A 22,557-nucleotide genomic window follows, 5' to 3' on the forward strand; every position below is an offset into this window, starting at 1 on the left:
CGCCGCCATGACTCACGCCGGCGCCGCGCTGCCGCGCCGCAAATCCACCGATGGCGCGGGCGCAGCGCCCTGGCTGCTGGCGTCCCCCGCCCTGCTGCTGTTCATCGGCCTGCTGCTGGTGCCGCTGCTGTTGACGGCACTGCTGTCCTTCCATGCTTTCGACGGCACACGCGGAGTGCTGCCCGACTACACCTGGCGCAACTACCTTGAAGTGTTCTCAGACGGTTATTACCACGAGATATTCCTGCGCACCGGCGGCCTGGCACTGGGCGTGACCGTGCTGTGCGTGGTCTTCGGCGTGCCGGAGACGCTGATCCTGGCGCGCATGAAAAGCCCCTGGCGCGCCCTCTTCCTCATCGTCATCCTCGGCCCTTTGCTGATCTCGGTGGTGGTGCGCACGCTGGGCTGGGCCATCCTTTTCGGCAACAACGGGCTGATCAACAGCACGCTGATGGGCCTGGGCATCACCAGCGAGCCGGTGCGCCTGCTGTTCAGCATGACGGGCGTGGCGATCGCACTGACCCATGTGCTGATTCCCTTCATGGTGATCTCGGTCTGGGCCAACCTGCAAAAGCTCGATCCGCAGGTGGAAAACGCCGGCCTCTCGCTGGGCGCTCCGCCGCGCAAGGTGTTCTGGCGCGTGATGCTGCCGCAGCTGCTGCCCGGCATCCTCTCGGGCAGCATCATCGTCTTCGCCCTGTCGGCTTCGGCCTTCGCCACACCGGCCCTGCTGGGCGGGCGCAAGCTCAAGGTCGTGGCCACGGCCGCCTACGACGAGTTCCTCAACACGCTGAACTGGCCGCTGGGCGCCACCATCGCCATGCTGCTGCTGCTGGCCAACGTGCTCATCATCCTCGGCGCCAACCGCTGGGTGGAGCGGCGCTTCAGCCAGGTCTTCGACGCCTGAAGGTATGAATAAACCTGCTGCGCGCCTCGATCCCGGCACTGCGGTCCTCACCGTACTGATGTACGGCTCCGGTCCTCGTACCGGGCTCGAAGCGCTCGCTACGGTTTCTTCACACCTTCATCAGTGCACTCATTAAAGCCTAGGACTTCCCATGCGCAAGAACGGTTTTTTCTCGCTGCTCTACCACGCCCTGTTCATCGGCTTCATCATCGCGCCGCTGGTGGTGGTGATGCTGGTGTCCTTCACCAGCAAGGGCTTTATCTCCATGCCCTTCACCGAAGGGTTTTCGCTGCGCTGGTTCCGCGCCATCCTCGGCTCGACCGAGATCATCCGGGCGTTCTGGTTCTCGCTGTGGCTGGGCCTGGCCTCGGCCACCGTCGCCATCGCACTGGCCGTGCCGGGGGCGCTGGCGCTGACCCGATACAAGTTCGCCGGGCGCGGCGTGCTGGTGGGTTTTTTCATGTCGCCGCTGATGATCCCGCACGTGGTGCTGGGCGTGGCCTTCCTGCGCTTCTTCACGACGATCAACGTGACCGGCTCCTTCGCCTGGCTGGCCGCCACCCACGTCATCGTGATCGTTCCTTACGCGCTGCGGCTGGTGCTGTCCTCGGCCACCGGGTTGGACCGCGATGCCGAGCGCGCCGCGCTGTCGCTGGGGGCCTCGCCGTTCACCGCCTTCCGGCGCGTGGTGCTGCCGCTGATCCTGCCGGGCGTGGCCGGCGGCTGGATGCTGGCCTTCATCCAGAGCTTCGATGAACTCACGATGACGGTCTTCGTCGCCACGCCGGGCACCACCACGCTGCCCGTCGCCATGTACAACCAGATCGCCCAGACCATAGACCCGCTGGTGGCCGCGGTAGCCACCGTGCTCATCGTCGGCACGCTGGCCGTCATGGTCGTGATGGACCGCCTCGTCGGCCTGGACCGCGTGCTGATCGGCAAGAACTGAATACCGCATGACAAACACCACATCCCCCCACAACAACAGCGACGTCATCGTCATAGGCGGCGGCCTGGTCGGCGGCGCCGTGGCCTACGGCCTGGCGCGCCAGGGCGCCCAGGTCACCCTGCTCGACGAAGGCGACCAGGCCTTGCGCGCCTCGCGCGGCAACTTCGGCCTGGTCTGGGTGCAGGGCAAAGGCTTCGGCATGACGCCCTATGCCCGCTGGACGCGGTCGTCGGCCGGCCTCTGGCCGCAGCTGGCGCAGGCGCTGCTCGACGACACCGGCATCGACGTGCGGCTGGAGCAGCCCGGCGGCTTTTGCTTCACCTTCTCCGACGAAGAGAAGGAAGAGCGGCGGCTGCGCATGCAGGCCATCCAGGATGAACTCGCGGGCGACTACCCCTTCGAGATGCTGGACCGGCAGGAGGTCATCGCCCGCGTACCGGCCCTGGGCCCCGCCGTGACCGGCGCCAGCTACACGCCCATGGACGGCCATACCAACCCGCTCAAGCTGCTGCGTGCGCTGCATGCGGCCAGCCTCAAGCGCGGCGTGCGCTACTTCGGCGGCCAGCCGGTCAGAACCGTGACGGCCCAGCCGCGCGCGGGCGGCAGCCTGTTCACCGTCGAGGGCCGCTGGCAGGCGCCGCGCGTGGTGCTGGCCGCCGGCCTCGGCAATCGCGACCTGGCCGCGCAGGTCGGCCTGCACGCGCCGGTGGTGCCCAACCGCGGCCAGGTGCTGGTCGGCGAGCGCACCGCGCGCTTCCTGGACTACCCCACGCTCAACGTGCGGCAGACCGACGAGGGCACCATCCAGCTCGGCGACTCGATGGAAGAGGTCGGCTTCAACGACAACGTCACCACCGGCGTGCTGGCCGACATCGCCCGGCGCGGCGTGCGCACCTTTCCCGTGCTGGCCGGCCTGCGCCTGGTGCGGGCCTGGGGTGCGCTGCGCGTCATGAGCCCGGACGGCTTTCCCATCTACGACGAGTCGCCCCGGCACCCCGGCGCTTTTGTCACCACCTGCCACAGCGGCGTCACGCTCGCCGCTGCGCACGCCTTTCGCGTCGCGCCCTGGATCAGCGGCGCGCCGCAGCCCGAAGAGCTCGGCGTCTTCCAGGGCGACCGCTTTTTAAACCCCAACTACCGCCCCAGCCATGCCCACTGATTCCCTCTTCACTGATTCCTTCTTTCAACCGCTGGCCCAGGCCGGCGCCTCCACCACGGCGACCGTCGCCGTCACCCTCAACGGCCAGCCACTGCAAGTGCCCACTGGCTCCAGCGTGGCGGCCGCCCTGCTGGCCGCCGGCGTCAAGCGTTTTCGCAACTCGCCGGTGTCGGGCGAGGCCCGCGCACCCTACTGCATGATGGGCGTGTGCTTCGAATGCCTGCTGGAGATCGACGGTGTGCCCAACCGCCAGGGCTGCCTGGTGCCGCTGGAGGCCGGCATGGCCATCCGTACCCAGGACGGCATGCGCGACCTGCTCGCCGAAGCCAGCGCCCCGGCCCTGGCTATCGCCCAGGCGATGGAGGCACCCCATGGCCTATGAAGCATCACCACCGGTTGCGCCCCGTCCGCTTGACCAGGTCGACATCGCCATCATCGGCGCCGGCCCCGCCGGCATGGCCGCGGCCATCGCCGCGCGCCAACACGGCGCCAGTGTCGTGCTGCTCGACGAGCAGCCGGCCGTCGGCGGCCAGATCTACCGCGGCATCACCGACGTGCCTGCCAAACGCCTGGACATCCTGGGCCCCGACTACGGCGCCGGCGCGGCGCTGGCCCGGGACTTCAGCGCCAGCGGCGCGCGCCACGTCACCGGCGCCGCCGTCTGGCAGGTCACGGCCGAACGCCAGGTGCATTACCTGCAGGACGGCGGCGTGCGCTCCGTGCAGGCCGGCCGCGTGCTGCTGTGCACGGGCGCCATGGAGCGGCCCTTCCCCATTCCGGGCTGGACGCTGCCCGGCGTGCTGACGGCCGGCGCCGCGCAAATCCTGCTCAAGGGCTCCGGCATGGCGCCCACGCAGCCCGTGGTGCTGGCCGGTTGCGGCCCGCTGCTCTACCTGCTCGGCTGGCAGTACGTGCGCGCCGGAGTGCCGATTGCGGCCATCGTCGACACCACCGACGGCGCCGACTACCGCCGCGCCATCCGCCATGCGGGCGGTGCGCTGGCCGGCTGGCGTTACCTGCGGAAAGGCCTGTCGCTCATGGCCGCGCTGAAAAAGGCCGGTGTGCCCTTCTACAAGGGCGCCTCCGGACTGCACGTGCTGGGCGACGGCAAGGCCAGCGGCCTGGGTTTTGCCAGCGGCGGCGCGCTGCGCAAGGTGGACAGCCCGCTGGTGCTGCTGCACCAGGGCGTGGTGCCGAACACCCAGTTCTCCTGGTCGCTGCGCGCCAAACACCTGTGGGACGAGGCCCAGCTCTGCTGGTCGCCCGTCACCGACGCCTGGGGCGAGCTCGACGTGCCCGGCATCTTCGTCGCCGGCGACAGCGGCGGCATAGGCGGCGCCCGCGTGGCCGCGCTGCAGGGCGAACTCGCCGGGCTGGCCGCCGCCACACAACTGGGCAAGCTGGCCGCCACCACGCGGGACGGCCTGGCCGCGCCGCTGCGCGCCGAAATGCGCGGGCACCTGTTTATCCGGCCCTTCCTCGATGCCCTGTACCGCCCGAAGAAAGCCAACCGCATTCCGGCCGACGGCACCATCGTCTGCCGCTGCGAAGAGGTCACCGCCGGCGACATCCGCGCTTATGTCGGCATCGGCTGCACCGGCCCCAACCAGGCCAAGAGCTTCGGCCGCTGCGGCATGGGGCCGTGCCAGGGCCGTCAGTGCGGCCTGACGGTGACGGAAGTCATTGCCGATGCGCGCGGCGTGTCGCCCGGCGAGACCGGCTACTTCCGCATCCGTCCGCCGATCAAGCCGATCACGCTCGGGGAACTTGCGCGTGAAGCCTGAGGGCGCCGGGCGGCCGCTGGGCAGCGACGTCATCGTCATAGGCGGCGGTTTCCACGGCACGTCGAGCGCCTTTCACCTGTCGCGCCGCGGCGCAAAAGTCACGCTGCTGGAGTCCGAATACTGCGCGCGCCATGCCTCGGGCGTCAACGCCGGCGGCGTGCGCACCCTGGGCCGCCACCATGCCGAGGTGCCCCTGGCGCGCGCCTCGCTGGGACTCTGGCATCGCCTGACGGAGTTGCTCGGTGAAGACGGCAGCTTTGTGCCGAGCGGCCAGTTGCAGATCGCAGAAACACCGCAGGAACTGGACACCTTGCGCCGCCGCGTGGCCGGCTTGAACGCGCTCGGCTTCACGCACGAGGTCATCGTGGACGCGCAGCAGGTGCGCGAGATCGCGCCGCGCCTGGCGCACCACGTGGTCGGCGGTATCTGGGTCAAGGACGACGGCCATGCCGTGCCTTACCGCGCCGTCACGGCTTTTCGCCATGCCGCGCAACGCCTGGGCGCGCAGTTTCATGAAGCCACGCCCGCGCGGACGATAGAGCGCGCCGGCAGCCAGTGGCGCGTCAGCACGCCGCGCGGCATCTTCACCGCGCCGTGGCTGGTCAATGCGGCCGGCGCCTGGTCCGGCGACTTCGCCGCGCAGGCGGGCGACACGGTGCCCATGCAGCCCGGCGGGCTGATGCTCATGATCACGCAGCGTGTGCCGCACTTCGTCGACCCTGTGCTGGGCGCGGCCGGCCGGCCGCTGTCCTTCAAGCAGTTCGCCAACGGCACGGTACTCATAGGCGGCGGCCTGCGCTGCCCGGCCGACGTGGTGCGCCGCCATGGCGAGGTCGACTTCCTCAAGCTTTCGTCGAGCGCGCAGACCGTGACCGACCTGTTCCCGCACCTGGCTGGCATCAACGTGGTGCGCGCCTGGGCCGGCGTCGAGGCCTTTATGCCCGACGAGATTCCCGTCATCAGCCTGGGCCGCCATGCGCCGCAACTGGTGCACGCTTTCGGCTTCTCGGCGCACGGCTTCGAGCTCGGCCCCATAGGCGGGCAGATCGTCGCCGAGCTGGTGCTCGACGGGCGCAGCACCCTGCCGATCGCGCCCTTTGCCGTGGACCGGTTCGCGTCGGCCGCCGCGCATTGACTCGCCTCCTGTTTTCCGTTTCCTTCCCTTCCCACCACTACAAAGAAAGACTCTTCCATGTCCGATATCCAGCGCCATGAATCCACTCCCCGCCTGTCCCGCGTCGTCGTGCACAAGGACATCGTCTACCTCGCCGGCATCACCTCCGCCATTCGTGATGGCGACATCAGCGTGCAGACGAAAAGCGTGCTCGACACCATAGACGCGCGCCTGGCCAGCGTCGGCAGCGGCAAGGAGAAAATCCTGAGCGCACAGATCTGGCTCAAGAACATCGATCGCGATTTCGCCGGCCTGAACGCGGTGTGGGAAGCCTGGGTTCCCGCCGACGCGGTGCCGACCCGGGCCACCTGCGAGGCCAAGCTCGCCGCGCCGGAGCTGCTGGTGGAAATCATCGTGATCGCGGCCTTGTAAGCAGCGCTCACGTCGGGCTGGAGGTGCCGACGGACGCCACCAAGCCTCAACCCAATCTCAACACCCCCGCCTGGAGTGTGTTGAGCGCATGCAGCGTCTGTGCCTGTGCGCCGAATTGCGATCCGGTCACCACGTCCTGGGCCTTGTCAAAGCCGATACCCCCGAGTGTGCCGTCACGGCCATAGTAGTAAGCCAGGTCGCCACCCAAGGCTTCGCTGTCGCTGCCCGCGAGGTGGAACTGTGTCAGCCCGTTGGACAGCGACCAGCTGCTCAGGCCCGGGTCCGTCGACAGCGCCGTGTCGAATGCGCTCACCAAGCCCTGGAAATCAAAGGCCTGGACCTTTTTATTGAGCAGGGGGTCGCTGGATCCCGCGTCGAACGCCGACATCGCCTCGGCGACGAGCTGGAGGTTCAGCACGTTTTTGTTGGCGGTGCTCGCGTACCAGTTGCTGAAGGTGAGCTTGTCGTTGGCGCTGACGTTCAGGATCAGGTCGTTGCCGTTTTTCTGGAAGCTCAGGTTGGCATAGCTGAGCCCGGCGCCGCCCAGGGAGACCGTGTCGTCCAGGCCGCCGCCGGGGTTCACCGTGTCCTGGCCGTCGCCGATATTGAAGGCAATCACATCCGGGCCATTTCCGCTGGTGATCGTGTCGTTGCCGTCACCGCCGATCAGGAAGTCCGCGGCGGCGCCGCCGGTCAAGGTGTCCGCGCCGTCGCCGCCGTTGTAGTAACTCGCGCCTGAGGTGTCCGCCAGGATGTCGTTCCCCGCGCCGCCTTCCAGTGCGTCGAAGCCGCCCGCGCCGTCCAGGGTGTTGTTTCCGGAATTTCCGCGCAGCAGGTTGGCCAGGCTGTTGCCCGTGCCGTTGTTGTTGCCGAAGCCTCCGAGCACCAGGCCTTCCAGGTTGGCGCCCAGGCTGTAGCCGATGGCGCTGATCACCGTGTCCGTGCCTTCGGCCGCACTCTCGGAGACCGTGTCCCCGGCGTTGTCCACATAAAAGGTGTCATCGCCGGTGCCGCCGCTCATGGCGTCGGTCCCTGCCCCGCCGTCCAGCACGTCATTGCCGCCACCGCCGCTGAGGGTATTGTTCCCGCTGTTGCCCCTGATCTGGTTGTCCAGCGCGTTGCCGCTGCCGCCCAGGTTGGCGCTGCCCGCCAGGATAAGGTTTTCGACATTGGCGCCCAGGGTGTAGCCCAGGCTTGCAATCACGGTATCGATACCTTCCGCTGCGTTCTCGGCCACGGTGTCGCCGGCGTTGTCGACAAAATACGAATCGTTGCCCGTGCCGCCGGCCATGGCGTCGGCGCCCGTGCCGCCATCCAGCACGTCATTGCCGCCACCGCCCGTGAGGGTGTTGACGAGACTGTTGCCGAGCAGGGTGTTGTCCAGGCCGTTGCCCGTCAGCGTGGTGGCCGCGCCGAACAGCACGCCGTTTTCCACATTGGCGGCCAGGGTCAGGTTGACGCTGGTGTAGACCGTGTCCACGCCCGCATCCAGCGCTTCGCTGACCGTGTCACCCGCGTTGTCGACATAGTAGTCGTCATTGCCGGCGCCGCCGGCCATGGCGTCCGCGCCCTGGGCGCCGTCCAGGATGTTGTCGCCCGCATTGCCCGTCAGCACATTGGCCAGCTCGTTGCCCGTGCCGTTGATGTTGCCCGAGCCGGTCAGCGTGAGGTTCTCGAAGTTGTTTCCCAGGGTCCACGAAACACCGGACTCCACCGTGTCGGTGCCCTCCCCGGCGTTTTCAAACGCGGTGTCCAGCTGGTCGTCGACCACATACACATCGTTGCCCAGGCCCCCTATGAGGCTGTCGGCCTCGGCGCCGCCGTCCAGGCGGTTGTTGCCCGCATTGCCCACCAGCCGGTTGCGCTGCGCATTGCCCGTCGCATCGAGGTTTGCGGTGCCCGACAGCATGAGGGCTTCCACGTTGTCGCTCAGTGTGTAGCTCACGCTGGACTGCACGCTGTCATAACCACCGCCCGGCAGTTCGTTGATGGTGTCGCCGCTGTTGTCGACGACGTAGGCGTCGTCGCCGGTACGGCCCGTCATGCTGTCCGCGCCGGCAAGGCCGTTGATGGTATTGGCCCCGGCGTCGCCGGTCAGCGTGTCGTTGCCGGCCGTGCCGTTGATGGCGCCGGGTGTGGCCGGCGCAAACACAAAATGGCTGGCGTTGAGCTGTGACGACGTGACGCCGCGCAGGTTGAGGTTCACCGCGGCCGTGCCGTTGGAGGCGGAAATGCGGGCCAGCTGGTTGCCGTTGATCGACCAGTTGCTGATCACCAGGTCGCTCAGCGATGTGATCCATTTGAACGCCGTGAGGTCTATCTTTTCGCCCACCTGGTTCGGGTCGAAGTCGGCAATCATGTTGGCGCCGGAAAACTGCGTGCCGCTGGCGATAAAGCCGTTCGAACCGCCGCCGGTAGAAAGCACTTTAAAGACATCGGCGCCCGTGCCGCCCACCCGTGTTCCGTAAAACCCGAAGCTGGTGCCGCTGACCGTGCCGAAGTCGCCGTCCAGGGCCAGCACATCGTTGCCGGCGCCGCCTTCCAGGTAGTCGGCCCCGGTGTTGCCGATCAGCAGGTCGTCGCCGTCCTGGCCATACAGCTCATCGTTGCCGCTGCCGCCCACCAGCCTGTCGCCGCCGGCCCCGCCGAACAACACATCGCTGCCCGCGCCGCCTTCGAGCCAATCCGAGCCGGGCGTCGGGGAGGCGCCGGGGTAGTCACCCCAGAGGGTGTCATTACCGTCGCCGCCGTCAATCAGGTCGTTGGTCGTCTGCGAGCCCAGCACGTCGTTGCCGCCCAGGGCATACATGGCCAGGTCGCCCCAGTTATTGGGCAGCAGCTGGTTTTCCGCGCCGGGCGTGCCCCAGGCGAGCGCCTTGAAGGCGTAGTTCAAATAAATTTCCAGCGAGGCGGCATCGCTGGCAAACACAAAGTTCTGCTCGCTCACCTGGCTGGGGGCCAGGTTCAGCAGCAGCACACTTTGGCCGTCGCCCAGGCTCAGGCGGGTGTTGGCGCCCTCCTGGGTTACCACCACCTGGCTGAAGTCGGTGACGTTCTCAAAACCAATCAAGGCGATTTTTTCGCCCACCTCCGACGGCGCGAAGTCCGTGATGGTGTCAACGCTTCCCGCATCCTTCTGGAACACAAACCAGTCGCGCGCCGCGCCGCCCGTCAGGGTGTCGTTGCCGCGCCCGCCCTCGACCCGGTCCTCGCCGCCACCGCCGTTGAGCGTATCGTTGCCGCGCCCGCCCAGCAGCACGTTGGTCAGGGCGTTGCCGGTCAGCGTGTCGTTGCCGTCGCCGCCGTAAGCCCTTTCAACGTCGCCGCTGATGACCAGGTTTTTCCCGGCAAGCGTGCTGGTGCTGCCGTTGTTGAGGTTGATGGTGCTGTTGCCCGTGACCGCGCTGGCATTGATGATGTCGGAGTTGCCGCCGTTGCTGTCCGTCAGCGTCGTGCGCCCCGCCGTGCTTGCAAACTCGTTGGTATAGACATACACGTCGTTGCTGTCCGCCGTGGCGCCATACAGGTCCAGCTTCCAGTTTGTCAGTGTGCCGGTGTTGCCCGTGGCCGCGTCTATCACCTGCAGCGTCCAGGTTCCGCCGCTGGCCTCGCCGCGCACGTGGGTGGTGTTGAAGCTGAAGCTCAAGGTGCCCGAACTGGTGTCGCCCAGGTCGGTCCCCGCGCTGCCCGGCGCCTTGCCCGGCCGGTTCACCAGGATGCTCTCGGTCCCCGTGGGCGAGATCAGCTTGATGATCAGGTCGCCCCAGCGCTGGTGGTTCAGCTCCAGCGTCACCTGCGCGGTCTCCACCTCCAGGCCGGCGGCCATGGTCAACGTGCGCGTCAGCACGCCGGCCCCGTCAGGGATGGCCGCGTTGAGCGTGCCGCTACTGGCGGTTTTATTCTGCTCGTTGGCGAAGGTGCTGACGTCGTACCAGGTCTCGGCCAGGCGCACTGCGGCCCTGGCATCGACCTTGCCGAAGCCGTAGTCGTGGCTGGCATGCATGCCGCCGCCGTTCCAGTTTTTGGCCGTGTTGTAGGTCCAGTCCGTGCCGTTCGGGTCGGTGAACTGGGTCGCGCTCATGGCCAGGATGGTCTGGATGTCGCGGTAGCCCAGGCCCGGGTTGGCCTCCAGCATCAGGGCGATGATGCCGCTGATGATGGGCGCGGCAAAGCTGGTGCCCTGGCTGGTGTTGTAGTCGCTGCCGAAGGTCGAGCCGTTGTCGGCAATCAGTTCCCGGCTCGTCGAGTCGATGTTGCTGCCGGGCGCGCTCACCAGGATCGAGGAGCCCGGGTTGCTGAAAGGCTTGCTGCCCATCTGCAGGGTGCCCAGGTCGCCCGGCGCGTTGATGGAGCCGACCGTGATCACCGCGCGGTTGGCCGTGAGCGCGTTGTAGTTGGTGTTGGCGCCGTGCTCGCGGTCATTGCCGCCCGCCATCACGATGGCCGTGCCCAGGCCGTTGCGGCCGTTCTGCACGGCGTCCGCCATGCCGGTCTGCAGCAGGCCCACAGGGGTCACGTTGAGCATGAAGTTGGACGTGGGCCCCCAGCTGTTGTTGACCACGTCGTAGTTCTTGAACTTCGCCAGGGCATTGGTGATTTCCTGGTTGAGCTGGCTCACCTCCAGGCCCTCGCCCTGGATGTAGTGGCCCGCCAGGCTGGCGTTGTACGCCACGCCGACACCGCCTTCGCCGTTCCTGGCGGCGACCATCACGCCCGCGACCATGGTGGCGTGGTTGCTGAAGACCTGCGGCGTGTTGTTGTTGCCGTTGGCGTCCAGGGTATTGAGCCAGGCCTTGTCCGCGTTCGGGGCCAGGTCGGGATGGCGGTAGTCGAACACTTCCGGACCTGTGCTGAAAGGCCCGCCCGGTTCGAACTGCCCTATCTTGATGCCCTTGCCGCTATAGCCCTGGCCCGCGGCCTGCTCCGCCGCCGTGCCCCAGGCCGCGATGATGTTGGTGTCCGTCAGGTACCACTGCTCCACCAGCAACGGGTCGCTGGGCAGGTCGCCGGTCTGCAAATACACGGCCGCCTTCATGGCCTCGGTTTGCCCGGTCGGCGAGGTTACCTGCGTGTAGTTGCCCTGCGCGTCCTGCACCTTGTACTTGAAGCTCATCACGCCGGTGTAACCGGCATCGGGTGTGAACAGCACGTCGCCTTGCGCCGTCAGGCTCACGGTGCCGCCTTTGGCCTCCAGCACCTCGGTGATGCTGAGCTGCGAGGTGTCGCCGTCCCAGTCGCGGTCATTGCCCAGCAACTGCTGCCTGGACAGCAAGTGCGCGGCCGTCCGGCTCAGGGCCTGCCCGCTGCCGTTGACGCGAAGCACGTCTTTGGCCGGAAGCGGTGCGGCCAGCGTGAGGTCGACGCGGCTCACGTCCGCAAATGAAAGCTTCTCGATATGGGTCAGCGTGTCCGCGCCGTCCTGGCCGGTCCGGGTGTCGACCACGCGGTAGACGGAGGCGCCCGATGCGGCATCCCTGATTCTGGTGATCCGGTAATCGGCGTAGCTGCCCGAATACTGCGCCACGTCGATGCCGTCGCCGCCGTTGAGGCTGTCGTCGCCACGGCCGCCTATCAACACGTCATTGCCCGCGCCGCCGCCCAGCGCGTCGTCTTCCAGGCCGCCGTCGAGCACGTCGTCGCCCTGCCCGCCCAGCAGTTGGTCCTGCCCGCGATGGCCGCGTATCAGGTCGTTGCCGGCGCCGCCGTCAATCAGGTCGGCGCCGTCTTCGCCGCTCAGCACGTCGTTGGCCGCGCCACCTATGATCATGTCGTCACCGGCGCCGCCGCGCACGAAGACCGTGCTGCGTCCGCCGCCGATGAAGACGTCATTGCCATCGCCGCCCACGGCGATTTCGATGTTGCTCTGGCTCAGGTTGAGGCTGATGCCCTGGCTGCCGACCACCTGCGCGATGTCCAGGCCGTCACCGCCATTGATGACGGTGTCGCTGGCATCAATCAGCAATACATCGTCGCCGTCGCCGCCGTCGAGGCTGTCCGCACCCAGGCCGCCCGCCAGCCAGTTATTCTGCGCATCGCCGGTGAGGCTGTCGTTGCCCGCGCCGCCTGTGATGTGGCGTACGCCCAGCGCGGCGGCATTCAAAGTCTCGGCGACTGCGGAATTTGTGTTCTGGGACACAAATGAGGTGATGGCTCCGCCACCGCCGGTGTTTTCCGTGGAGACCACAACACCACCACCTGCCTGGGTGATGGTGCTGCCGGCCGGGTTGGCCAGGAAGTTCGCTGCGATGGCTTCACGGGTCAGTCCGTTCTGCGTGAATGTGCCCCGGGCCAGCACCTCGTTGCCATCCCTGACCTCGCCGCTTTGCGCGGTCGTGTTCAGGTTGATGGCGGTGATACCCAGGTCGGCAAAGGTCTTGAGCTCATTGGCGTCGGTCTTGCCGTCATGGTTGGCATCGACCCAGACGCGCAGGCTGCCCCAGGCGGCGTCGGCGCTGGTGAACTGGTTGTCGCTGTTGCTGTCCAGGCTCTTCAGCGCGGCAAAGCCGTTGGCAAAAGGCTTGGTGCCGGCGGCGCCGCCCGTGCCGGCCACGCCGTTGTAATACTCGCTCAGCGTCTCGCTGATGTTGTTGATCTTGCCGTCGTTGTTCAGGTCGTGCACCACGATGCCGTCCTGGGCGGAAATCCAGCCGGTCTGCTCCAGCGAACCGCCGTCGTTGTCGGCGTCGAAAAGAACCGGGCTGTCGGTGTAGTTGGTGAGCTTGACGCCGTCGCCGTTCAGATCCAGCACGAGCGGATCCGTCGGGATCAGGAATGTCAGGCCGCTGGCAAAGTGGTTGACGTCGCTGCCGATCTGGCTTGCGCCGTAAGCGGTACTGGCATCGAAGCCCGAGTCATACGGCGTATTGCCGAAACCATCGTAGACCTGCTGGTGATTGCCCGGTATGAACTCGGCAACCGTATTGTTCGCTGCAGCTACCGCGGCGCCGTCGTTGTTGACGTTGCCCATGCCGGTGACCGTGAAGTCGAAATTGCTGATCAGCGTGTTGTTGCTGGTGTTGACGGAACTGGTGCCATCGGGAATCGGAGGCTGGCTGGGAGTGGGGGTTGGAGGAGCGACTTCCAGGTTGATGAGATTGGTTTCCGTGCCGTTTTGAGTAGCTGGCGTCGCGTCGCTTGTTGTTCCCAGAACTCGCCCCCGGGAATCAAATTCGATGACGATTCCGCCAACGCCCGTGGTGGGAGGCGCCATCACCAACTCCAGCTTTGGCTTGCCTTCGGTATCCAGAACGAGGAGGCCGTCAGTACCCTGTATTGTCCGCAGGATATTTCCCTCGTCGTCGGTGTAACTGTAGGGTTGGTAGCTTGCAGTGGATACCGGCTTGACGCCGTTGACCGTGAAATTTCCGCTTTGAACAGCCTGGTTTATATTCGCGGCATCGTGTTGTACAGCGCCAAACACCAATTTGGATAACACGAAGCCGACAGGCCCTGTGGCAATCGTGATCACGCCACTGACAATGCCGCTGGCAGTGCTTGAAGGTAGCTCAATCCGGCAATTGATGGTGCCTGGAATGTCATTGCCGCCGAAATTGCCCACCACGCCGCCACCGAACGGCCCTAGTCCATTGATGTTGCAAGAGACCACGTCTCCACCACCAACAGGCGTAATCCCCATCTGGGTAAGCTGATTGGTAAACCCGCTGCTGTTGATGACGCTTGAAGCCCCCACAGCGTCGAATTTCACGCTCTGCCACCCGAAGGTGTAGGTTCCGATGTCGGTAAACTGGCCCGCGAGCGAATGCCCCGAAGCGACCACGGTGGCGCCCGGTATCGCAGCGGCGGCTTCGTTCACACTGTTCATCAAAGTCAATGCCACATCGATTTGTGCCTTGTTGCCGCTGTACCCGGAAAGGGCAGACGGCCATGAGCCAACGTCCTTGCCATCGTTGGTTCCAGCCACGGCAAAGAAATACTGTTTGGTGGCGGCGTTGTAGTAGGTGGTAGCCTGAAAACCCGTTGCGGCATCCTTTGTTGACAACGAAGCTACAAGTTCCCACCCAGGTGGCGGGGTCGCATTGGGGTTATAGGCATTGATATTGCCCATGGTTGATCCAAGTGAAACTAGTTCTGCTGGTGTCATGGCCAATGCTCCTAGGAATGAATGTGTTTACCCAAAAGAACGCATGCGAAAATTACTGCCGTGGTGAAAAGTTGGGATCGCCCTTGCGGCTGTTAAAAAAGTCCTGCATCAATCGCTTCGTGATGTCTTCGTTTGGCTTGTTCTGCGCCACATAGGCTTCGGTGATTTTTTTCATATAGGCGCGCGAAAACAGGATTTCATGGTCGTAGCGTTCAATAACGCCACGCGTTCTCCGCTGCTCTTCGGCGCTGAAAAATTTAAGCACCGCCGGGCTGTCCACACCTGCCCTGGGGCAGGTATCCCTGAATCCAACCAACATCACGCCGGGCTCGAACTCACGATCAAAATAGGTGATCAAAAACCCCGATGTGCTTGTCTGTGAATTCAAATAGTTGAACGCACCCGTCAGCAACGGTTCGCCCCTGGAGCCGGCCCGGCCGTATCGCAGATTCCGTGACTCCACGGACAAAGGGGGAAGGTAATCCGACGACGCGATTCCCCGCATGAAGTTGTCCCGCACCACATCGGTGTAACGCCACGGCAACGAGGTCTTGCTGTCGAAGTAGACATCCAGCTGGCAGGTCAGCGTAGGCCAGCAGTTGTCCGCGCGGCCGCCCAGGCCGCATGTGGTTTGCCCGATGTTCGTCATACGCCAGGCCACGGCCATGGCGCCCTTGAGTTCGGGGTCTACCCATTCCCTGGGCATCCGGAACTTGTCCGCGAACTCCTGGCTGTATGCCCACACAAAGGGGTCGAAAGGAAAACTTTTTTTGTGCCTGAACGTGTGGAAGTCCTCGTAAGCACCTTTGAAGGCCCGATCTTCCCAACTGCGCGCATCCCATGGGACTGCTGGTGCCGCCGGCGAGGCTGTGTTCTGGGCGTGGATTTGTGTGGCCGCGCAAAAGACCAGACCGGTCAATACGCAGCGGAGAAGCGAATGTGGTGAAATTGTCATGCTGAAAGTTTCGATTTATTTTCTTTGAATTAATCAACACCACACGCCCCGGTTTTCTTGAAATACTTCGAATTGGCCGGCAATGCATTGTTGGCGGATGTCAGGCGGGGACGCAATAGTACAGATGTACCGGCGTCGTTTATACGAATGTCTACTCTCTCCTCCCGATGGAGTACTTTGTGATATCAGTAATTTCAAGAACCACGGTATCGACACTTGAATTTCCTTTTTGAACTCCGATTCGAAAAAGCATCTTCAACGCCGGCTCGGACCAGTTCTCCGCAGGAAACTCAGCTCCGATATTCTTGAGTTTCCATGCCCGCCTTAGCTCGCAAGTCATGACTTGCCTGTCCAGGTTTGCCACCGCCGACGAGCATTGCCCGCCTTCCTGGCTGAACAGCGCGCCAAGTTCGTCCAAGGTCTTTCCCAGCATCAGCCTCTGGGCAATGTCGTTGGCCTTGACTTTGTCGATGCGGTCAATTCCCACCGCATTGCGGCCTTCGATGACTTTGTCCGAATACGCCTCACGGATCAAATTCGAAAACTGATCGCCACCCAAACCCGAGAGATCATCCCGAGCCGCGGGCAGATAGCACCCGGCGAGTAGAACCAGAACAAGCAACCCTATCTTCATAAGCCCACTTTCGGCCCGCGTTGGTGCCGCATATCCACCTCGATCAATGCATTGCCGGCGGGTAACAAGGGGGCCGGCGATGCGCCCAGACGAATGTCTACCCTCTCCCGATACCAGCAAGCGGCCTGAGTGCGATTGTTGGCGTGGATTTTTTTGAACAGCGTGCTGAGCTGGTTGCGCACGGTTTGTTCGCTCTTGAGCATCGCGTTCGCGATCTGTTTATTGGAGGCGCCCGTGCTCAGCGCATGCAGAAGCGCCTGCTCTATTGGCGTGAGTTGATACGCCGGCAGCTGCGTTGCGCGGCTCCCCTGCGATGCCTCGAAAAAAGCGTCTCCCGAAATTTCTTTTTTTGTCCATTCCCTGATGACTCCCGTAAGGAAATCCCTCTCCGATCAGTTCATCGACCAGCAAGCCGGGGCAGTCATGCCCCGCTTTCATGCTTTCAATTTCTTCTCGCGCTGCTCTGCGGCAGTCTTGGCGGGGTTGATTAAACAGGAGTTTGGGCCGTGGCGGCAACTTATCTTGACTGTCAGTTCTGACAGGTGATTAATCCATGCACCGCTCCCTGGCCGCCCCCGCGCAAGCAGGCACAGAGCGCCCCATGGTGGGACGCATCCATGGCCTTGTCTGTCCCCAGTTTTAGCGACAGGTTCTGGAGAGAACTAAATCGCTATATGCCTGGGCGTGAATATTCACGGCGCGCAGGCGGCGCGTTTCGGCAAACGGCATTGCGGCGGCGATGCGTTTGCAAGCCGGCATGCCACCCCGTGGATTGGCCATGGTGTGATGACAAGCCGCTATGGCGGCGAAAGCCTTGACTTCGGGTGCGGCATTTTATTCACCCTTGATGCCCGCCTTGCGGATCACATCCGTCCACTTTCGCGTCTCGTCTTCGATGAACTTCCCGAACTCGGCGGCGGTGGTGCCGCGCGCGTCCAGGCCCTGGGCCAACAGCTTGCCCTTGACCGTCGGATCGGAAAGCGCGCGAATGACCGCGGCCTGCAGGCGGGCGGTAATCGAGGCGGGCGTGGCCGCCGGCACCATGAAGCCATACCAGCCCGAAGCGACCACGTTGGGAAAGCCCTGCTCACTCAGGGTTGGCGCCTGGGGATAGATCGGCGAGCGGACCGCGGAGGCCACGCCCAGCACGCGCAACTTGCCGCTCTCGATGTGCGGCAAGGCGGTGGTGATGGCCGTGAAGGTCGCGTCGACCCGGCCGGCCAGCAGTTCCGTGTAGGCGACGGCATCGCCGCGTACATGGGCGTTGAGCCCTTTAACGCCGGCATCGCGCAGTAGCAACTGCGCCGCCAGGTGCGGTTGCGATCCCGCGCCCGGAGACGCAAACGTCAGGCCGTCGGGCCGCGCCTTGCCAAAGGCGATGAAGTCCTTCACGGTCTTGAAGGGCGTCTCGCTGTTGACGATCAGGAACAGCGGGGCCAGCGCGGCCATGGCCACGGGTTTCAAATCCTTGCGCGGGTCGAACGCCTGCTTTCCGTAGAGCGCTTCAGCCGTCGCATAAGGCGCCGCCGCATACAGCACGGTGTACCCGTCCGGCGCCGCGCGCGCGGCCAGTTCGTTGGCGATGCGGGTTCCCGCGCCGGGCTTGTTCTCCACCAGGAAGGTCTGGCCCAGGGTGCCTCTCAGGTGCTCGGCCAGGATGCGCGCCGAAATGTCGCTGGCGCCGCCCGCCGCATAGGGCGATATCAGCCGCACCGGGCGCGAGGGCCAGTCGGATTGCGCCAGCGCCTGCAAGGCGGGAACAGCGGACAGGCTTGCGGCAGCGGCACCCAACACGGTGCGGCGTGTGACGTTCATGAATGTCTCCTTGCGTTATAAGAATAGGAAGATTGAAAAGAACAGGGTCACGCGACGTCTTCTCACCAGAACGCCGCCTCCCCTCCTCCTGCAAAACCCGCCTCAGGCCGCAACGATAGGCGTGCGCCTTCCGCAAGACAATATGTATTTTCCGACGAACCTATCATTTAATCTTATAAATGCCGCGTGCCTGCGGCGGGAGTACCAGGATGTCCATGCACGTGACCCTGCGCCAGCTGCGCGCCTTCGTCGAGGTGTTGGAAACCGCCAGCTTCTCGGAAGCGGCCAAGTCCATGCACCTGTCGCAGGCGGCGCTCAGCGGCCTGATCCGCGAACTCGAAAACCGCGTCGGCATGCGCCTGCTGGACCGCAACACCCGCAGCGTCAGCCCTTCGGCGGTCGGTGAGGTTTTCGAGCCGATGGCGCGGCGCGTGCTGTCCGACCTGGACGAAGCGCTGGAGAGCCTGGGCAACCTCAAGGAACTGCGCCGCGGCCTGGTGCGGGTGGCCGCGCCCGAGCCGCTGTCCTGCACGCTGATGCCGAAACTCATGGCGATGTACAACAGCAGCCACCCCGGTGTGGAGGTGCGTTTCGACGACGTGCCCATCGACCTGGTGCTGGCGGGCCTGCAGGACGGCGCCAGCGACATCGGCTTTGGCCCGGCGAAGGTCGTTGTGGACGACTCCGTGGACGTTCACCCGCTGTGGGCCGATCCGCTGCGGGTTGCCTTGCGCGCCGACGATCCGCTCAGCAAGGGCGCTTTCGTGACCTGGAAGGACCTGCGCGAACGCCCGCTGATCAACTACATGCCCAACTTCGCCCTCAACGTGCTGAGCAACGTACCGCCGCGGCATCACCCCTTGCAGCTGGTGCCCGTGCACCGGGTGAACACCGCCCTGTCCCTGCTGAAGGTCAGACAGGGCGCCGTCATCTGCCCTTCGATGGCGGAGCCGCTGGTCCACGGATTCGGCCTGAAGTTCCTGCCGCTGGCGCAACCCGAAGTCAGCTGGAAGATCGCCATGTTCGTGCGGCGCCGGGCATCGCTGTCGCCCGCCGTGGAAAGTTTCGTCAACTTCACGCTGAACCTGGCCAGCACCTGGGAAGCCCTCAGCCGGGAGGCCGGCCGCGACGCCGGAACAGCAATTTAAAGCCCAGCCCGCACGGCCGCGCATTCGGCGGCGGGCCCATATTTCACAAAATCTGATAAGTGGATAGAAATTCACGTCTTGTCCGATAAAAGCCCGCTGGCTATATTGGGCGGCTGCATCGCGGGCGGGCCTTGATTCACGGGCCGCAGGCGATCCCGGGGGCCCTGCCCTCCTCAACCGTCAAGCAGCACGCCGTGGCCCCACCCGATCTCGATTCTTTTTTTGCGCCCGGTTCCATCGCGGTCGTAGGCGCCTCCGCCACGCCGGAAAAAATCGGCGCCGCGCCTTTGCGCTACCTGCTGGACCACGGCTATGCCGGGGCGGTCTACCCGGTCAACCCGGGCCGCGCTGAAATCCTGGGCCTGCGTGTGTATCCGCGCCTGCAAGCCATCGGCAAACCCATAGACCTGGCGATCTTCGCGATTCCCGCCGCGCAGGCCGACGCGGCCCTGGACGACGCCCTGGCGGCCGGCGTCAAAAACATCGTGATGTTCTCGGCCGGCTTTGCCGAAACCGGGGAACAAGGCGCGCAGGCGCAGCAGCGCTTCATCCACAAGGCGCGCGAAGCGGGCATGCGGGTGCTCGGCCCGAATTGCCTGGGCTTCATGAACGCCGCCCTGGGGGTGTACGCGACCTTCTCGCCGGCCGTCTCCACCGGCATCGCGCCCTCCGGCTCCGTCGGCATCGCCAGCCAGAGCGGCGCCTTCGGCGCCTATGCCTACGGCATGGCCCGCGAACGCCAGGTGGGCCTTTCCACATGGGTGACCACCGGCAACGAGTCGGACATCGAGGTGGCGGACTGCATCGCGTGGATGGCGCGCGACCCGGCGACGCAGGTCATCATGGCGTACATGGAAGGCTGCAAGGACGGCGCCAAGCTCAAGCACGCGCTCGGCCTGGCGCGCTCGGCGGGCAAGCCGGTGGTCATGGTGAAGGTCGGGCGCACGGAACTCGGCGCCATGGCCGCCGCCTCGCACACGGCCGCGCTGGCGGGCGACGACGCCGCGTTTGACGCCTTGTTCCGCCAGTACGGCGTCTGGCGCGCCCGCACCATCGACGAGTTCTTCGACATCGCCCATTGCCTGGCCGTCTCGGGCCTGCCCGCCAACGCCAGCGTAGGCCTGCTCACCGTCTCCGGCGGCGTGGGTGTGCTGATGGCCGACGAAGCGGCGGACGCCGGCCTCGACATCGCGCCGCTTGCGCAATCCGCGCAGGACCGCATCCTGGCCCGCGTGCCCTTCGCCGCCACGCGCAACCCGGTGGACGTGACCGGGCAGGTGACTTCGGACCCCGGCCTGCTGGCGCTTGCCGCCGGGGCGATGCTCGGTGAAGGCGGCTACGGCAGCCTGCTGATCTTCCTCGCCGCCGCCGGGCTTTCACCCGTGATGCAGGACATGCAGAAGACGCTCGCGCGCACGCTGCGGCGCGACTACCCGGGGCGCCTGGTGATGTTCAGCACGCTGGCGGACCCGGCGCAGCAACGCGCGCTGGAAGCGCTGGGCTGCCTGACGTTCCCGGACCCCAGCCGCGCCATCCGGGTGCTTGCCGCGGTGAACTTCTTTTGCGAAAGCCGAAAGCAAGCCAGCCATGCGCAGCCTCCGCCGGCCGCGCCTGTTGTCCTGGATCGCGCGATGTACAACGAGGCCGACGCGCTGGACCTGTTGCGCGGCCACGGCGTGCCGGCGGTGCCGCTGCGCCGGGCGCCATCGCGCGCCGAGGCGATCGCCGGCGCGCGCGAACTCGGCTTTCCCGTCGTGATGAAGGTACTCTCCGCGGACATCACGCACAAGAGCGAGGTCGGCGGTGTGGTGCTGTCCGTGGCGGATGCCGCGCAGGCGGGCGAGGCCTACGACCACATCCAGGCCTGCGTCAAGGCGGCCGCGCCCGAAGCACGCGTCGACGGTGTTCTGGTCGCGCCCATGGTGCGCGGCGGTGTGGAGTGCATCCTTGGCGTGCACCGCGATCCGGTGCTGGGCCATGTGCTGATGCTGGGCCTGGGCGGCGTGAACGTGGAGCTGCTGCGCGACGTGGCATTTCGCGTCGCGCCGGTGGACCTTGCCCAGGCACGCGGCATGATCAGCGAACTGAAGACCACCGCCCTGCTGCACGGTTTTCGCGGCGCGCCCATGGCCGACGTCGACGCCCTGGCCCAGGCGATTGTGAAATTGTCCGATCTCGCCATGGCCGCCGGTGATTCGCTGGAGGCGATCGACATCAACCCCTTTACCGTACTGCCGCGCGGAAAAGGCGCGATGGCGCTGGACGCGGTGGTGCTGGGCCGGGCGACCGTGTCCCCGCTACCGGCGGCCCAGGCGGTGATGGAGACGCTGCCGCTTTTTGAAATGGCGCGCATGCGCGCGGCCAACACCGCCCGGCGTCATCCGGTGCACGGCTTCGCCGGCGACGGCCCGGCCTCCACGCTGCGCTGGGTGAACCAGTTCACGCACACACGGCGGCTGCGCGGCCCTGAAGACAGGGAAGTCGTCACGCCGAACAACGACACGCTTTTCACGAACGCCTGGCTGGACCTGTCAAACGGCCCGGTCGTCATCGACGTGCCCGACATGGGCGAACGCTACTGGACCCTGGGCTTCCTGGATGCGTGGACCAACCCCTGGGCCTATGCCGGGAGGCGCACCACGGGCGGGTGCGCGCAACGCCTTTTCGTGCACGGCCCGGCATGGCGGGGCGCCGCGCCCGCCGGCATGCACACCATCAGCGCCCCGGGCGACGACGTCTGGGTCATAGGCCGCATCCTGGTGGACCACGATGAGAAAGACCACGCGCTTGTCCATTCCCTGCAGGGCCGCTTCAGCATCAGCCGGCCGGACGGCTCCCCGGCCGTGTCCCGCATCGACACCCTACTCGATGGACGCGGCGCCGGCGTTCCTGAGGCCGGCGAGTACCTGCGCGTTCTTGGAGAGATGATGTCCCGCAACCCCGCGGAACACGCGCTGACCGGCTGGCCGCCTTCGCCGGGCGAACTGCAGCCGGCGCTTGCCCAGGTCTACCGTGACTTGCGCGGCGCCAGCCATGACGCGGAGCTGGGCGGCGGCTGGACCACGGCCGTCTCGGTGCGGACGCACTTCGGCCGGGATTTCGCCACACGGGCGCGTGTGGCCCGCAACTGGATAGGGACCCTGGGCATCGAAGAGGCCATGTACATCATGGCGGAAGTCGACGCCGCCGGCGCCGAGCTCGACGGCAGCTTGCGTTACCTGCTCCGCTTCCCCGCCGGCGCACCGCTGCAGGTGGACGCTTTCTGGTCGATCACGCTCTACCAGCGCAAGGACTGCCTGCTGGCGGCCAATCCAATTGGGCGTTATTCGATTGGCGACCGCACGCGCGGGCTGCGGCTGGAGGCCGACGGCGGCCTGGGCATTGCTATCCAGGCCCATGATCCCGGCGAGGGAAAGAACTGGCTGCCGGCCCCCGCGGGCGAAGCGTTTTACCTGGTGCTGCGCCTTTACCAGCCGCGCAGCGCCCACCTGGAGGGCGGCTTCAGCTACCCGCCTGTTCAACGGGTGGATTGAACGCCCTCTTCGATCGATCCTGATAG

14 protein-coding genes are annotated in these 22,557 nt (G+C 65.7%); 9 read left to right on the forward strand and 5 right to left on the reverse strand.

The genetic code is table 11. The features are described 5' to 3' along the window. Nucleotides 1-7: 7 nt before the first annotated feature. From ACLV8F_RS05730 to ACLV8F_RS05760, 7 genes are all read left to right on the forward strand, one after another. Nucleotides 8-907, forward strand: a complete 900-nt coding sequence (locus ACLV8F_RS05730; RefSeq protein WP_411883396.1) for an ABC transporter permease — start codon at nucleotides 8-10, stop codon at nucleotides 905-907. A 151-nt stretch (nucleotides 908-1,058) separates the two neighbouring features. Then, nucleotides 1,059-1,856 carry an ABC transporter permease gene (locus ACLV8F_RS05735; protein ID WP_411883278.1) on the forward strand — a complete coding sequence of 266 codons (798 nt, stop codon included), beginning with the start codon at nucleotides 1,059-1,061 and terminating at the stop codon, nucleotides 1,854-1,856. A gap of 7 nt (nucleotides 1,857-1,863) precedes the next feature. Beyond that, a complete protein-coding gene (locus ACLV8F_RS05740) occupies nucleotides 1,864-3,015 on the forward strand; it encodes an NAD(P)/FAD-dependent oxidoreductase (protein ID WP_411883279.1) in 1,152 nt (383 codons plus the stop codon). After that, nucleotides 3,005-3,397, forward strand: coding sequence for a (2Fe-2S)-binding protein (locus tag ACLV8F_RS05745; RefSeq protein WP_411883280.1), 393 nt, complete (start codon nucleotides 3,005-3,007; stop codon nucleotides 3,395-3,397). Before ACLV8F_RS05740 ends, ACLV8F_RS05745 begins: the two co-directional genes overlap by 11 nt. Beyond that, on the forward strand, nucleotides 3,387-4,799 hold the full coding sequence (locus tag ACLV8F_RS05750; RefSeq protein WP_411883281.1) for an NAD(P)/FAD-dependent oxidoreductase: 1,413 nt from the start codon (nucleotides 3,387-3,389) through the stop codon (nucleotides 4,797-4,799). The genes ACLV8F_RS05745 and ACLV8F_RS05750 overlap by 11 nt, the downstream gene beginning before the upstream one ends. After that, a complete protein-coding gene (locus ACLV8F_RS05755; protein WP_411883282.1) occupies nucleotides 4,789-5,934 on the forward strand; it encodes an NAD(P)/FAD-dependent oxidoreductase in 1,146 nt (381 codons plus the stop codon). The genes ACLV8F_RS05750 and ACLV8F_RS05755 overlap by 11 nt, the downstream gene beginning before the upstream one ends. 57 nt (nucleotides 5,935-5,991) lie before the next feature. Then, nucleotides 5,992-6,345, forward strand: coding sequence for a RidA family protein (locus ACLV8F_RS05760; RefSeq protein ID WP_411883283.1), 354 nt, complete (start codon nucleotides 5,992-5,994; stop codon nucleotides 6,343-6,345). 46 nt (nucleotides 6,346-6,391) lie between these two features. Here the strand turns inward: ACLV8F_RS05760 and ACLV8F_RS05765 are convergent, their stop codons facing one another. The 5 genes from ACLV8F_RS05765 to ACLV8F_RS05785 form a co-directional block, all read right to left on the reverse strand. Beyond that, nucleotides 6,392-13,555 (reverse strand): S8 family serine peptidase, encoded by a 7,164-nt coding sequence (locus ACLV8F_RS05765; RefSeq protein ID WP_411883284.1) that lies wholly within the window; start codon nucleotides 13,553-13,555, stop codon nucleotides 6,392-6,394. A 943-nt stretch (nucleotides 13,556-14,498) separates the two neighbouring features. Continuing rightward, nucleotides 14,499-15,401: a hypothetical protein gene (locus ACLV8F_RS05770; RefSeq protein WP_411883285.1), complete on the reverse strand. Its 903-nt coding sequence runs from the start codon at nucleotides 15,399-15,401 to the stop codon at nucleotides 14,499-14,501. A 151-nt stretch (nucleotides 15,402-15,552) separates the two neighbouring features. Further along, nucleotides 15,553-16,035: a hypothetical protein gene (locus ACLV8F_RS05775; RefSeq protein WP_411883286.1), complete on the reverse strand. Its 483-nt coding sequence runs from the start codon at nucleotides 16,033-16,035 to the stop codon at nucleotides 15,553-15,555. After that, nucleotides 16,032-16,400 (reverse strand): response regulator transcription factor, encoded by a 369-nt coding sequence (locus tag ACLV8F_RS05780; protein WP_411883397.1) that lies wholly within the window; start codon nucleotides 16,398-16,400, stop codon nucleotides 16,032-16,034. The genes ACLV8F_RS05775 and ACLV8F_RS05780 overlap by 4 nt, the downstream gene beginning before the upstream one ends. Before the next feature lie 469 nt (nucleotides 16,401-16,869). Continuing rightward, nucleotides 16,870-17,850, reverse strand: coding sequence for a Bug family tripartite tricarboxylate transporter substrate binding protein (locus tag ACLV8F_RS05785; RefSeq protein WP_411883287.1), 981 nt, complete (start codon nucleotides 17,848-17,850; stop codon nucleotides 16,870-16,872). A 215-nt stretch (nucleotides 17,851-18,065) separates the two neighbouring features. Between ACLV8F_RS05785 and ACLV8F_RS05790 the strand changes: the two genes are divergently transcribed. Both ACLV8F_RS05790 and ACLV8F_RS05795 read left to right on the forward strand, forming a co-directional pair. Further along, on the forward strand, nucleotides 18,066-18,998 hold the full coding sequence (locus tag ACLV8F_RS05790; protein ID WP_411883288.1) for a LysR family transcriptional regulator: 933 nt from the start codon (nucleotides 18,066-18,068) through the stop codon (nucleotides 18,996-18,998). 194 nt (nucleotides 18,999-19,192) lie between these two features. Next, nucleotides 19,193-22,531 (forward strand): acetate--CoA ligase family protein, encoded by a 3,339-nt coding sequence (locus ACLV8F_RS05795; RefSeq protein WP_411883289.1) that lies wholly within the window; start codon nucleotides 19,193-19,195, stop codon nucleotides 22,529-22,531. The last annotated feature ends 26 nt before the right edge of the window (nucleotides 22,532-22,557 follow it).

Origin of the sequence: Polaromonas sp. YR568 (genome assembly GCF_943369675.1) — a bacterium.
In the GTDB taxonomy this organism is placed as follows: domain Bacteria; phylum Pseudomonadota; class Gammaproteobacteria; order Burkholderiales; family Burkholderiaceae_C; genus Polaromonas.